General features: G+C 40.8%; 13 protein-coding genes and 1 pseudogene. All 14 read right to left on the minus strand.

The genetic code is table 11. The annotated features are described in order from the left end of the window. Positions 1-8: 8 nt before the first annotated feature. The 14 genes and pseudogenes from VEHSUH06_RS00305 to VEHSUH06_RS00370 all read right to left on the minus strand — a co-directional run bounded on the left by VEHSUH06_RS00305 (position 9) and on the right by VEHSUH06_RS00370 (position 14,316). On the minus strand, positions 9-1,736 hold the full coding sequence (locus VEHSUH06_RS00305) for a radical SAM protein (protein WP_105097378.1): 1,728 nt from the start codon (positions 1,734-1,736) through the stop codon (positions 9-11). Positions 1,737-1,843: 107 nt separating this feature from the next. Next, entirely contained in the window at positions 1,844-2,563 is a 720-nt protein-coding gene (locus VEHSUH06_RS00310; RefSeq protein ID WP_105097379.1) for a DUF421 domain-containing protein, read from the minus strand. Positions 2,564-2,567: 4 nt separating this feature from the next. Continuing rightward, positions 2,568-3,251, minus strand: a pseudogene (locus VEHSUH06_RS00315) (DUF421 domain-containing protein). An 18-nt stretch (positions 3,252-3,269) separates the two neighbouring features. Continuing rightward, on the minus strand, positions 3,270-3,722 hold the full coding sequence (locus tag VEHSUH06_RS00320) for a DUF3290 family protein (protein ID WP_105097380.1): 453 nt from the start codon (positions 3,720-3,722) through the stop codon (positions 3,270-3,272). Positions 3,723-4,065: 343 nt separating this feature from the next. Beyond that, positions 4,066-5,073 carry a ketol-acid reductoisomerase gene (gene ilvC / locus VEHSUH06_RS00325; protein WP_054747920.1) on the minus strand — a complete coding sequence of 336 codons (1,008 nt, stop codon included), beginning with the start codon at positions 5,071-5,073 and terminating at the stop codon, positions 4,066-4,068. 142 nt (positions 5,074-5,215) lie between these two features. Continuing rightward, positions 5,216-6,001 carry an ABC transporter ATP-binding protein gene (locus VEHSUH06_RS00330; protein WP_105097381.1) on the minus strand — a complete coding sequence of 262 codons (786 nt, stop codon included), beginning with the start codon at positions 5,999-6,001 and terminating at the stop codon, positions 5,216-5,218. A gap of 11 nt (positions 6,002-6,012) precedes the next feature. Beyond that, complete coding sequence (ilvN, locus tag VEHSUH06_RS00335; protein WP_009351165.1) at positions 6,013-6,501, minus strand: acetolactate synthase small subunit; 489 nt, start codon at positions 6,499-6,501, stop codon at positions 6,013-6,015. Beyond that, entirely contained in the window at positions 6,501-8,210 is a 1,710-nt protein-coding gene (gene ilvB / locus VEHSUH06_RS00340; protein ID WP_105081902.1) for a biosynthetic-type acetolactate synthase large subunit, read from the minus strand. Before ilvB ends, ilvN begins: the two co-directional genes overlap by 1 nt. Before the next feature lie 18 nt (positions 8,211-8,228). Continuing rightward, positions 8,229-9,452, minus strand: coding sequence for a threonine ammonia-lyase (ilvA, locus tag VEHSUH06_RS00345; RefSeq protein ID WP_105097382.1), 1,224 nt, complete (start codon positions 9,450-9,452; stop codon positions 8,229-8,231). Between the two features lie 41 nt (positions 9,453-9,493). Continuing rightward, positions 9,494-11,164, minus strand: a complete 1,671-nt coding sequence (gene ilvD / locus VEHSUH06_RS00350; protein WP_105081903.1) for a dihydroxy-acid dehydratase — start codon at positions 11,162-11,164, stop codon at positions 9,494-9,496. A 536-nt stretch (positions 11,165-11,700) separates the two neighbouring features. Further along, on the minus strand, positions 11,701-13,104 hold the full coding sequence (locus VEHSUH06_RS00355) for a DASS family sodium-coupled anion symporter (protein ID WP_105097383.1): 1,404 nt from the start codon (positions 13,102-13,104) through the stop codon (positions 11,701-11,703). Positions 13,105-13,239: 135 nt separating this feature from the next. Then, positions 13,240-13,683, minus strand: a complete 444-nt coding sequence (locus VEHSUH06_RS00360) for a cupin domain-containing protein (RefSeq protein ID WP_105097384.1) — start codon at positions 13,681-13,683, stop codon at positions 13,240-13,242. A gap of 67 nt (positions 13,684-13,750) precedes the next feature. Continuing rightward, complete coding sequence (locus tag VEHSUH06_RS00365; RefSeq protein ID WP_105097385.1) at positions 13,751-14,059, minus strand: heavy-metal-associated domain-containing protein; 309 nt, start codon at positions 14,057-14,059, stop codon at positions 13,751-13,753. Between the two features lie 14 nt (positions 14,060-14,073). Next, entirely contained in the window at positions 14,074-14,316 is a 243-nt protein-coding gene (locus VEHSUH06_RS00370) for a twin-arginine translocase TatA/TatE family subunit (RefSeq protein ID WP_004695192.1), read from the minus strand. Between the last annotated feature and the right edge of the window lie 25 nt (positions 14,317-14,341).

Raw genomic sequence — 14,341 nt, forward strand, 5'->3', positions numbered from 1 at the left:
AGTACCTCCTATTTACAAACACCACAACGTTTACAGCCTTGTACACACGGCGGTGTATACGCTTCATCAACGGAACGCTTCCATTCCATTTCAAGATAACCTTCGTCCATGCCCATATCTAAGTGGCTCCAGGGCAAGAATTCATCAAAGCTGCGTTCACGATAGTTCATTTCATCCATATCTAGGCCTGCGGCCTTCAATTCAGCTTTGAAGGACTTGCTACCACGATCTGCGGCGCATGCGGCAATGACAGCGCCTAGACGGCGATCACCACGAGCTAGTACACCTTGGATATATGCCTCTTTAGGTGATTCAACGAGCACCTCGATGCGACGATTCTTTTGCAATGCCTTCTTAATATATTGCAGTTTTTTCTCTACCGTTTTTTGATTATCCATAGCCATCCATTGGAACGGTGTAAAAGGCTTCGGAATAAATGGATTAATGCTGAGCGTTAACCGCCCTTTACAGCCTACCTCTGCCATATGAGCTTGTGTCCGTTCTGCAAGGCCTACGATAGCTTCGATATCTTCGTCAGTTTCCGTTGGAAGGCCAATCATAATATAGAGGCGCATATGTTGAATGCCAGACTTTGCAGATAAGGTAGCTGCATTTTGTAAATGTTCTTCGCTAATGCCCTTATTGATGACGCGGCGCAACCGTTCACTGCCCGTTTCGGGAGCAATGGTAATCGTCTTTTGACCACTGTCAGCCAAGCCATCTACTACGGCTTGCGTTAAGGAGTCCGCCCGCAAGGACGCACAGGAGTAGCGCATATCTTTAGAGCGAATATAATTAACTAACTCATCGACCTCTGGATAATCAGAAATAGCGGCCCCCATAAGGCCTACCTTTTTACCTAATTGCTCCGCTCTATCTACGCCTTCTTTTAAAATATCGAGAGGACGCACACGAGGCACGCGGAAGCAGTATCCAGCCATACAGAACCGACAATGACGGCCACAACCACGTGCTACCTCGATGATATACATGGCACCAAACTCGGTATAGTTCGTAGCCACTACGGTTTCACCGCCGCTAGTGAGCATTTCAAAATGGCGTGTAATCGTTGTTGGCACGCCTTCTGCAATATGGTAACCTTTAAATTCGCCTTCTTCACTGTAAATTGGCACATACAAGGACGGAACATATACGCCAGACTCATTCGCTAATTGACGCAAAATAGCATGTCGATCTAGACCCTCCATTTTGCCATCGCGAATAATATCTAGAACGCGACTGACGATGCCTTCCCCTTCACCAATGATGAAAGCATCAATAAAATCCGCAAAGGGCTCTGGATTGAAGGTAGCACAAGGGCCCCCGGCAATGACGATAGGATCAAATTCAGTGCGATCTTTCCCCATAATAGGTACGCGTCCATGACGTAACATCAGCGGAATATGGAAATAGTCCATTTCAAAGGTCACGTCAAAGGCCACCACATCAAATTGATGCATAGGCCGCTGTGTTTCAACGCTCATTAACGGTGTCTTAGTCTTATCATATGCTTCTAATTCCTTTTTCTCAGGTAAGAAGATACGTTCACATACGCTATCATGGCGTAAGTTGATTTCCTCATAAATGATGTGAAGACCAAGATTACTCATGCCTACAAAATATGTATTGGGATAGACCATAGCCACCTTCTGCCCTGCATGAGGATTTACAGTAACTCGACTATCCTCGTCTTTATATAAAGCTTGTAATCGATCAATTAAATCTTTACGATTCACTACTTTCCTTTCTATATAAGCCCACTACACAAGTAGTGGGCTTAATAAAAGTCTATTATATTATCTTTAGCAAATTATAGAACAATCTATTAATACTATAAAGGATATTAAATTTTAGATTTTAAGGTATCCTTAGTTTGAGTAGTCTTAGCTTTAAGACTATTTACAATCTGAGGGCGACGTTTTTTCTCATAAGGATATAATACAACTTTACCATCTTTATATTCAGCAATATAAATATCCTTCACGGAATAACCTTGTTCTTGAACCTCTTGTTCAAGCCATTCTCTGTCCTTTTCAATCATATCAAGAGTAAATTGGTTAATTTGGCCATCATTAATGAGGTCAAATCGGATATTATCATCACCAAACTGAACTATATTAAGCTGCCCATTTTGCTCCAATACAGCACGTTTAACGTCTGTAATATATTGTACACCAGCAGCACGAAGTTTAAGTTTTAACTCTGCTGATTGAATCCCATAACGCATACATTCTTCAGTTAACACCTGCCCTTTTTCGATAACGATAACTGGATGACCATCAAGAATCGTTTTGAAGAAGCGAAGATTACCTTTTAAGAATTTAAGCGTCATTACAAGGATAGTCCATAAGATAAGGACTAACATAAATTGTAAAATACCAATTTGATCATTGTAAATAATGGCACCGATAATACCACCAAGTACGTAGTTTTGCAATTGGTCTAATGCAGATGTTGGTGCTAAATTGCCCTTCCCCATTAAATTGATTTGTAGAATAATAGCTAAGAGACCGATGGCAAGTTTAGCAAAAACCATGCCATATATAGTCATAGATTCTATCATATTATTACTCCTTTTTATGCTTTTTAAAAATCTTTAAGACTGAAGTTTGTTCAAATGGATATATATCAACCTGACCATCCGTATATTCAGCTACGTATACTTGCTTAACCGTATAGCCTTGCTTGTTCACTTCACTAATAAGCCATTCTTCATCTTTATTAATTAAGTCTAGTGCAAAAGGATTAATTTGACCATCAGTGATCAAATCTAATAAAACATTTTCTTCTCCGAACTTAACAACCTTTAACTGTCCATTTTGTTCTAAAATAGCACGTTTTACGTCCTTTGCTCGCTGAACACCAGCTGCACGCAATTTCATTTTTAATTCTGCAGCCTGCATACCAAATCGCATACATTGATCTGTCAGAATCACACCATTCTCTACAAGAATAGCAGGATGACCATCAAGAATTTTTTTGAAGAATCTAAAATTACCCTTCAGGAATTTTATGGTCATTACTAGAATTGTCCATAAGACAAGAACTAGTATAAATTGGAGAATACTAATGGCAGGATTCTAAATAATCGCACCGATAATACCACCAAGTACATAGTTCTGTAATTGGTCTTGCGCAGATGTAGGAGCTAAATTTCCTTTCCCCATTACATTAATTTGTAAAATGATAGCCAATAAGCCAATACCTAATTTAGCAAATACCATCCCATACATAGGTATGAAATCTGTCATGATGAACTCCTTACAACCTTAATCAGCTTTATCATGAAGTCGATCTTCTGGACTCACCTTATACACACGAGTAGTTGTATACGTCGTATATTCAGGATTAAATTGTACCTCATAATAAGCATCACTTACTTTTAAAATCATACCATTACGAACCTTCAAAGAGTTAATCGCTAATTGCTCTTCTGGTATATTGCGTTCGGCACTAAAGGAATGTAAGAATTGAGCCATTCGAGAGGAATCTTCAGAGTAGTTTTTTACACGACCATATTCTTGATATTCTAACCCTAAGAAAAATACAATAATTAAGGATAAAATAACAGTTAAATCGCGATAACGGCTAGTAAACCCATTACGCAACACCTGAATCCCAACACCGAGAAGGGCTAATAAAATAACTACAAAAATAACAAAGCCTACTGTGTGACTAGATGTAATCTGACTCTCCACATATGAAACCGTATAGAAGTCCATTTTTAATACTCCTTTCAAATGAATTACTATTACGTCTATTTATAAATAACGAGGCCCTTTATTATAAAGCACAAGTTTATTTACGTTAATTACTATCATATCTATTATATTAAAATTTGAAAGAATATTATATAAAAAAGTTTCCTATTATTCAATACACAAAATTACTATTTTGATATATAAAACAGATGATGTGATTAGCACATCATCTGTTTTTTAGTATATGTTTTCTAACTCAACCATATAGTTAGATAGGTATTAAATAATACAATACAAAAGCGCCCCATAAAAGGAGCGCTTTTAATTTGCATATTGCTGTACAAGAGATTACTAAATAATACTCTTATTTCAACCAGCTCATCAAGTTGCGAAGTTCTGCACCAACTGGTTCGATTGGATGAACAGCTGCTGCTTCGCGATGTTCTTTAAGGAATTTTTGACCATTTTTGGAATCAGCCAAGAATTCGTCAGCGAATTTACCGGATTGGATATCAGCCAAGATTTGTTCCATCGCTTTTTTAGTATCTGCAGTGATTACGCGAGGACCTGCATGGTAGTCGCCGTATTCAGCAGTGTTGGAGATGGAGTGGCGCATTTTTTGGAAGCCACCTTCGTAGATAAGGTCTACAATCAATTTCATTTCATGTAAGCACTCGAAGTAAGCGTTTACAGGTTCATAACCAGCTTCAGTTAATACTTCGAAACCAGTTTTGATCAATTCAGTAACGCCGCCGCACAATACAGCTTGTTCACCGAAGAGGTCAGTTTCAGTTTCGGATTTGAAGTTAGTTTCCAAGATACCGGAACGGCCACCGCCTACACCGGAAGCCCATGCTAATGCAACTTCTTCAGTATCGCCAGATGGATCTTTTTCTACAGCGTACAAGCAAGGAACGCCGGAGCCTTCTTGGTATGTACGACGAACTAAATGACCAGGGCCTTTAGGAGCTACCATGAATACGTTTACGTCTTCACGAGGAACGATTTTACCGAAGTGAATGTTGAAGCCATGAGCGAATGCCAAGTATGCGCCTTGTTTCAAGTTTGGCTCAATATCGTTTGCGTAAACGTCAGCTTGTAATTCGTCTGGAATCAATACCATAACGATGTCAGCACCTTTAACTGCTTCTGCAGTTTCTTTTACTGTAAGGCCTGCTTCTTCTGCAGCTTTCCAGCTAGAAGAACCACCACGAAGACCAATTGTTACGTCCATACCATTTTCTTTTAAGTTCAATGCATGCGCATGACCTTGAGAACCGTAACCTAAAACTGTAATTTTTTTGCCTTCTAATTTGCCCAAATTACAATCTGCATCATAATAAACTGTAGTACCTAAAATTTTACCTGCCATATTAGACAACCTCCAAACATATTCAATAGAATATAGACTAATATATACTGTACACAATCCAACAAATTTTTGCAAGATGTGGCGTACATTAATTTAGTATCAGTAAGCTAAATTCAAAGTTACTGATAAAGAAATTTGATTACTACCGAACAATCACCCACGGGCGATCATCTTTCCACACAACTTGTACGGGAATACCAAACACATCAGACAGATTTTCATCTGTTAATACAGCGTGTTTAGGCCCCGCATGTATCATCTTGCCTTCTCGCAAGATGGCTACATGTGTAATCGCTGGTAGTATCTCTTCAATTTGATGTGACACATAGATAATCGGTGTCTGTTGCTCCGCAACCAAGTTAGCAACTGTACGCAAGAATTGTTCTCGCGCTGGTAAGTCTAAGCCAGAGCAAGGCTCATCCAAAATCAGTAAATCTGGATTTGCCATGATGGACCGTGCCAATAATACACGTCGCTGTTCTCCAGCGGACAAAGTATGAAAGCGATGTCCTTCTAAGTGGCTTACCCCAAACTCAGCTAATAATTGCATACCACGTTCACGCACATCTGGTGCAACCTCTTGGTATATACCGATGCTATTGAAAGCACCAGAAATGATGACATCCTCTACAACTTGCTTATCCAAGGTAGACTGAAACTGTCCTAGAGCAGAGCTAACAAAGCCTAATCTCGATTTGATTTTAGGCCATGCATATTTCCCAAATTCATGACCAAAGACACGCAAGGTGCCCGTTGTTGGAATTTGGTAGGCTGGTATCATGCTGAGAAGCGTCGATTTACCAGCCCCATTGAGCCCTAAGAGGGCCCAATGTTCACCTTCCTCTATATGCCAATTTACATTATCTAGGATATGTCTACCATCGCGACGAAAGCAGACATTTTCATAATGGAGTAATTCATTCCCCACTCTATCATCTCCTACATTTTTTCTCCACGGCTCATCGCTGTAATACCAGTTTTTGCAATTTCAAGGATACCATACGTTTCCATAATTTGGATGAAACCGCGCAACTTTTCAACACTACCGATGACTTCAATAATCATGGACGTAGGAGAAATATCAAGTACATTACCGCGATATACATCGGCAATTTGTACAATTTGAGAACGTGTTGTAGCGGTCGCTTTTACCTTAATAAGCATCAATTCACGACATACTACATCATGATCTTCAAAGACTTTAACCTTTACAACGTCAATAAGCTTGTAAATTTGCTTTTGAACTTGATCTAAGATGCGGTCATCCGCCTCAACAGTGAGGGTAATACGCGCATAACCTGGCTTATTAGTAATACCAGAGGTCATTTTTGTAACGTTAAAACCACGACGATTAAAGAGTGCCAAAATACGTGTACCAATACCTGGTGTATTTTTTGCAATTACTAAGACTTGATGTTCTTTAGCCATTATAGCACCCCTTTCTTGCCCATCATGCCGCTTACAGTGCCGCCTGCTGGAATCATTGGCAATACATTGTCTTCACGCTCAACGCGACAATCTAGGACAATGCTTTCATCAGACGTAATGTAAGATTTGAAATCTTTATTGAAAGTTTCCACATTATCGAGACGCGCCGCCTTTAAATCAAAGGCATCAGCCAATTTCAAGAAGTCTGGGCTCATTTCCAAATCTACATAGGAGTAGCGACGATCGTTAAAGATTTGTTGCCATTGACGAACCATGCCAAGATAACCATTGTTGATGATTACAATTTTGATTGGCAAGTTGTACTGACGAACCATCATGAGCTCTTCGCAAGTCATTTGGAAGCCACCATCACCTACAACAAGAACTACTTGTTTCTTTGGAGCACCTACTTGTGCACCAATAGCCGCCGGTAAACCATAACCCATTGTACCGGCACCACCAGATGTAACGATGGTATGAGGTTTTTTATGTGTTAAGAATTGAGCTGCCCACATTTGATGCTGACCTACGTCAGAAACGATGATAGCATCATCTTTCACAATTTTATTAAGTTCAGATAATACATATTGTGGATGTAATTCACCATCAGTAGATTCTGGAACAACAATAGGATACTCCTCTTGCCACTGACGAATTTGCTCAAGCCAGGCTTCATGTTTTGCGGGCTCCACAAGTGCGTTAAGCTCTGTTAATACCCGTTTCAAGTCGCCTACGATCGGCACATCGATTGTGACGTTCTTGTCGATTTCAGCTGGATCGATATCGATGTGAATGATCTTAGCTTTTTTACAGAAGAAATCAGGATGACCTGTAATGCGGTCGTGGAAGCGAATACCTGCTGCGATAACAAGGTCTGCCTCGTCTGTACTATTATTAGCCGCCACAGAACCGTGCATACCTACCATACCTAGGGCTAATTCGTGGTCCCCAGGGAAGCCGCCAAGGCCTACTAAAGTATTCGTTACAGGAATATGAGCTGTTTCAGCCAATGCTTTAAGCTCATCTACAGCACCGGATTTCAATACGCCTGCACCAGCTATGATAAGAGGGCGCTTAGCATTTTTAATGAGCGTAGCAGCCTTCTTAATTTGACCTTGATGACCTTTATAAGTTGGATCATAGCCTTCAAGTTGAATCGGTACTTCATATAATTTATTGTATTCTGTCATGGATATTTTTTCTGTTTGAATATCCTTTGGAATATCGATAAGTACTGGACCTGGACGGCCTGTACCAGCAATAAAGTACGCTTCTTTAATGATGCGAGGTAAATCATGAATATCTTGTACAAGATAGTTATGCTTTGTAATCGGCATTGTAATACCTTGAATATCCGCCTCTTGGAAGGAGTCCTTACCGATGAAAGGACGACCTACCTGACCAGTAATGGCTACCATTGGTACGGAATCCATGTACGCAGTCATAATGCCTGTTACAAGATTTGTCGCACCAGGACCAGACGTAGCAAGACATACACCTACGCGACCAGATACGCGAGCATAACCGTCTGCTGCATGTGCTGCACCTTGTTCATGACGAACGAAATAATGTTTAATTTCAGGGAAGCTATAAATTTCATCGTAAATTGGAATGACTGCGCCACCTGGGTAGCCGAACATATCGGTTACACCTAGGCGATGCAATGTTTCAAGGACAATGCGTGCCCCATTGATTGTTTCTGCGCTCATAGGAACCCTTTCAACCAGCTATTCAGACAAGGTCTCGCTGGAATTTAAACGTTTAATAATGTAACCATTATTTTTGAAAGTATCAATAATCTGTTGGATGTGTTCTTCACCATTTGTCTCTACTGTTACTTGTAATTCCACTTCATGGAAGCGGTCAAGGTTTTTAAACTGATTGTGATCGAGTTTAATTACGTTTGCATCTGCCTCTGCCAGCATTTGAGAAACAGCCACCAACTGACCTGGTTTATCCGGCAAGTTAACAGAGAAGGTAAAGATACGACCACGTACGACAAGACCTTTATTGATCATAGAGGAAATGGTAAGTACGTCGATATTACCACCGCTGACGATGGCTACAACCTTTTTACCAGTGCAGTTTAATTTTCTAAGGCCTGCTAATGGTAAAATACCAGAGTTTTCTGCTACTAATTTATGTTTTTCTACGAGTAACAAGAATGCTTCCATCAACTCATAGTCAGAAACAGTAATAATTTCATCTACATATTGTTTGATATATTCTAATGTAGTTTCACCAATTTGGCGTACTGCCGTACCATCTGCGATGGTTGCCACTTCATTGAGCGGCACAGGGTGGTCAGCCTTAAGTGCAGCAATTGCACTAGCCGCGCCTTCAGGCTCTACACCAATAATCTTAATACTAGGATTTTTTAATTTTGCAGCCGCTGCGATACCAGAAACAATACCGCCACCACCAACTGGGACTAGCAATACATCAGCATCAGGCAATTCCTCTAGAACCTCTAATGCAATTGTACCTTGCCCTTCAATTACATCTTCATCATCAAAAGGATGAACAAACACATAACCGTGTTCTTGTTGGAGCTCCATCGCCTTTTGGCAAGCTTCATCATAAATCTCACCGTGTAGTACGACCTCTGCGCCGTATTGTTTCGTTGCATTGACCTTGATGAGAGGTGTATGTTTTGGCATTACGATTGTCGCTTTAATGCCGAGGCGTTTTGCGGCAAGCGCCACACCTTGTGCATGGTTGCCGGCAGACGCGGCGATAACACCGCGCGCCTTTTCCTCTTCCGTCAATTTGGCAATTTTATTATAAGCTCCACGGACCTTGAAGGAGCCTGTTATTTGTAAGTTTTCTGGCTTGATATATACATCATTGCCACACTCGTCAGAGAACACATCACTATGAAGCAATTTTGTTTTCACCGTGATTGTGCTTAATCGCTCACGAGCCTCCATAAAATCATACAACTTATGCATGTACTCTATCTCCTCTAGTTAGTATTAATGAAAATCTACTATTAGTCTTCAAATACTTCGATAGCACCTTGTGCTGCAGAGGATACATGAAGAGCATATTTTTTAAGGTAACCAGTTACATTGGATTTGAATGGTTTCAATGCAGCTTTACGACGAGCGATTTCCTCATCGGATACAGCTAATTCCAATTTACCGTTTGGAATGTCGATGTTGATGATATCCCCATCTTCAACAACGGCGATTGTACCACCTGCCGCAGCTTCTGGAGATACGTGACCAATGGATGCACCACGAGTAGCACCAGAGAAACGACCGTCAGTCAACAAGGCTACGTCTTTATCAAGACCCATACCTGCGATCATAGATGTTGGTGTCAACATTTCGCGCATGCCAGGACCACCTTTAGGGCCTTCGTAGCGGATAACTACCACATCGCCTTTTACGATTTTACCGCCTGTAATAGCTTCAACAGCTTCTTCTTCGCTGTTGAATACTTTTGCTGGACCAGAATGAACGAGCATATCTGCATCTACAGCACCCGCTTTTACAACGGAACCATCTTCAGCAAGGTTGCCTTTAAGTACAGCAATACCACCAGTTTCGTGAACTGGATTATCCCAAGGATGAATTACGTCTTCATCAGCTACATAAGCAGCCTCAGCAATTTCACCTTGTGTTTTAAGGGCTACTGTTTGGCACTCCGTATGGAGACGACCATTTTCTGCTAATCGTTTTAATACTGCAGATACGCCACCTGCTGCATACAAGTCTTCGATGAAGTATACGCCAGATGGGGACAATTTAGATAATTGAGGTGTAATTTGAGCAATGCGATCAAAATCGTCTAAGGATAATGGTACACCTGCTTCGTGAGCAATGGCTGGCAAGTGAAGTGCTGTATTAGAGGAGCCACCTAATGCCATATCGAGTGCTACCGCATTTTCAAAGGCTTCACGAGTCATAACATCTTTTGGACGAAGATTTGCTTTTAATACTTCTACTGCTTGCATACCTGCTAATTTAGCCAAACGTAAACGTTCAGAGTATACAGCAGGGATTGTACCGTTACCAGGAAGGCCCATACCAAGAGCCTCTGTTAAGCAGTTCATTGTGTTTGCTGTGTACATACCAGAGCAAGAGCCACAAGTAGGACATGCATTATCTTCAATGCTTGCCAATTCTTCGTCGCCCATTTCGCCAGTTTGGTGTTTACCTACTGCTTCAAACACGTCGGACAAACCAATTTTTTTACCTTTATGTACACCAGCAAGCATTGCGCCACCAGATACGAATACAGATGGAATGTTAAGGCGAGCCGCCGCAATCAACATGCCTGGTACTACTTTATCGCAGTTTGGAATGAATACCATCGCATCGAATGGTGTTGCCATTGCAGTTGCCTCGATGGAGTCAGCAATGATATTGCGTGTAACCAAGGAGTATTTCATGCCGATATGGTTCATTGCGAGGCCATCGCAAATACCGATTGTATTGAACTCGATTGGCACACCACCTGCGTTGCGGATGCCGTCTTTTACGGCTTGTACAATATTTTTCAGGCCTACGTGACCAGGGATAATCTCGTTGAAAGAGTTCGCAATACCAATGACTGGTCTGCCCATTTCTTCGTCAACGAAACCTAGAGCTTTTAGCAAAGATCTGTGTGGTGCACGTGCTACGCCTGTTTTTAAATTGTCACTTCTACAACTCATGTTAATCTCCTCACTTTTGAAAGCATCCACTTGGACGGCTTTCACAACGCATAAAAAAAGACGATTCCTATGAATCGTCTTAAAAGTTTACAAATGATATTCCTTTTGTTTACAGAATTCCTATATACATAAATAGACCTATGTATCCCTTGGAAAATATACACATAAGAAACAAACTATATAGCCAAAATCTTATTGATTGTATATTAACCCATTCGCGGAACTTCTAAGACAAAAACGTGTTAAGTTGTTGTTCATAATTCGAATGTCATTAATAATCACGACTAGCGCAATAATCAATAAGCTAATGACTAAACCTAACATGTTTCCTCCTAAAATAATCTGTAATATTAATCACGGAATAATAATAACACGTTACATTATCCTGTGCAAGATAATTCGCTATAAATTCTATAGATTCACTATAGTTTTTTTATGAAGTTCACCATATAAAAAAGCTATAGCAAGCCTAGTTAGGTATAAAAGATATACATATAACACGAAAAAATCCCCCACCGTAGTGAGGGATTTTTATACTATAGGATACCAAAGATCCACATACCAAGGGCGCCGCCCCAGAAATGGATGAGGAAGCTTACCACGGAAATGGCAAGCCCAACGCGCCACCACGTACCTTGCGGTACATAACCAGCGCCAAAGAAGATTGGCGTTACACCAGAGCTATAGTGAGTTAATGTACAACCAGGGCTGTTCATCAAACCAAAGAGCAAGATGGTAAACGGAATTGGTGCGCCCATAGCCACGAGAATGGCCGCAAAGGCGGAGAACAAAGCTGTAATACGCGCCGTACCACTAGCGAAGAAATATTGGGAGTATACAAAGGTTGCAGAGATAATAAAGGATGCCCAGAACCAGTCAATACCAGCAAGATGTTGGCTAACAAAGTTTGCAAAGACAGCAACTACACCGAGTTTACCTAGTAAGCCTGCCATGCCAACCAGAGTGCCCATCCAAATGAGGATATCCCAACCAGTGCGCTCACCTAAGATATCATCCCACGTAAGAGAGCCTGTTACTACACATGCAAGAACGCCCATCATAGCCACTACGGTTGGATGAAGCTTCGTCCAAATCGCAGTAGCCCAAAGCAAGATACAAAGCACAAAGATAATGGCTACAGAAATTTCGGCTTTTGTAATAGGCCCAAGAGCATCTAACTCTTTTTGAGCCATCGCCGCTGCTTGTGGGGTTTCTTTAATTTCTGGAGGATAGATTTTATAGATGAACCAAGGCATCAAAATCATACAAATCACACCAGGAATCACACCCGCTTGGAACCATTCCCACCAAGAAATATCATAGCCAAATAATTTTGCACCTAAGGACGTAATAAGTAGGTTACCACTACATGCAGTCAAGAAGATCGTTACAGTAATAGTGTTGATGGTATGAGCCGTCGTCATCAAGTACGCTCCAATGCGACGAGCTGTCTTCCCATATGGTTCAGAATCAAAAGCTAAAGAAATATTTTGCACGATGGGGAATACGATACCACCCCCACGCGCCGTATTAGATGGCGTCGCTGGAGAGATAATCAAATCCGTACAAGCTAATGCATAAGCTAGTTTTAAAGAACTTGTGCCGAATGAACGAATCAAAGTGTAGGCAATGCGCTTACCAAGACCAGAATTAATAATACCTCTAGAAAAGAATACGGCCGCTACGATAAGCCATACATTCGCCTCTGCATAACCACCTAAGGCTTGCACCATCGTAATAGACTTTGTGGCTACTGCTGCAACGATACCAAAGAGCGCCATAATACCAGTTGGCCAAGGGCGCAAAATAAAGCCTACAATGGTAGCCGTAAAGATAGCTAATAAATGCCACCCTTCAGGCTTAATTGCCTCCGTGTGAGGCAAGAACCAAATCACTAAGCCCACCAAAACGGTAAGGGCCGCACGTGTAAAAGGATTCATAGAACCTCCCTATCAAACTACACAAATCAACTATTACAGTAATAGTTACAGTTACAGTTACAGTTACAGTTACAGTTACAGTTACAGTTGATTATAAAACGATATGGCGGTCATCACACATAACCGCCATATATATTAGCAACTTTCTAAGAATTCTTTGATCTTAGGATTTGCCTGTAATCTTTCCATTTCTTCTGGAGATAATAATTTAACCTTATCTCGCTCTTGGTTTACCAAACATAAGAAACCAATATAATCCCCTTTATTAGCGCGGAACTGATGAATTGTCTTGCCTGGAATTTCAATGAAATCACCAGACTCTACATCATGAATTTCGTCACCTAATAAAAGCTGACCTTTGCCGCGGAATATCATAACCATATGCGTATGCTCATGATATTCTAATGTGGAATAACCACCTGGCAAACATTCAAAATAACGGAATTGGCATGGAATATCATAAGCACCATCGTACAGCACTTGACGTGTTACATCTTTAAAAGGACTACCATCTTGTTTATATACCAAGGTGTCGACGCCATCCCACTTGAAATTTTTAGCATCAAACTTGCGTATCATATATTACCTCTTCATACAAAAAAGTGCTGCATCGAAACAGTGTTTCAATACAGCACCAAAGGTTCGATTATTTGAAGAAACGTTTCAAGGTTCCCATTAAACCATGACTATGTTGTTGTACACCATCTGCAACGCCTGTTACTTCAAAGCCAGTTTTTTCAATAGCCATAGAAATAACCTCTACTGCAGATTTAGTAGGATCAAAAGAAATCGTTACAGTTTTATCGTCTAAATTTACTTCTGAGCTCAATACGCCTGGTAGCGCAAGAGATGCCCCTTCTACTGCTTCCTTACAGTTGTTGCACACCATACCAGGTACAGTAAATACCTTTGTTACAACGCCATTTTCTTCGCCACAACCACAATCTTTGCACATAGTAATACCTCCTATTAATCGTTAGCTTCTTTATGTTTATCGTCGTTTTTAGCCCCTGCTGTTACGTCGATAGTAGTCGCCTTTTTAACGGCTTCTTTCGTTTCATCCACAGCCTTTTTAGGACCAGAAATAGCATCCTTAAACTCATTGATGCCTTTACCAATAGCTTTGCCGACTTCAGGCAATTTACCAGGACCGAAGATAACTAGAGCAATCACTAATATAACTATTAATTCAGGTGTTCCTATAGACCCCATATGTATCTCCTTTATCATTACTAAT

Source organism: Veillonella sp. S13053-19 (genome assembly GCF_002959835.1).
GTDB lineage: Bacteria > Bacillota > Negativicutes > Veillonellales > Veillonellaceae > Veillonella > Veillonella rogosae.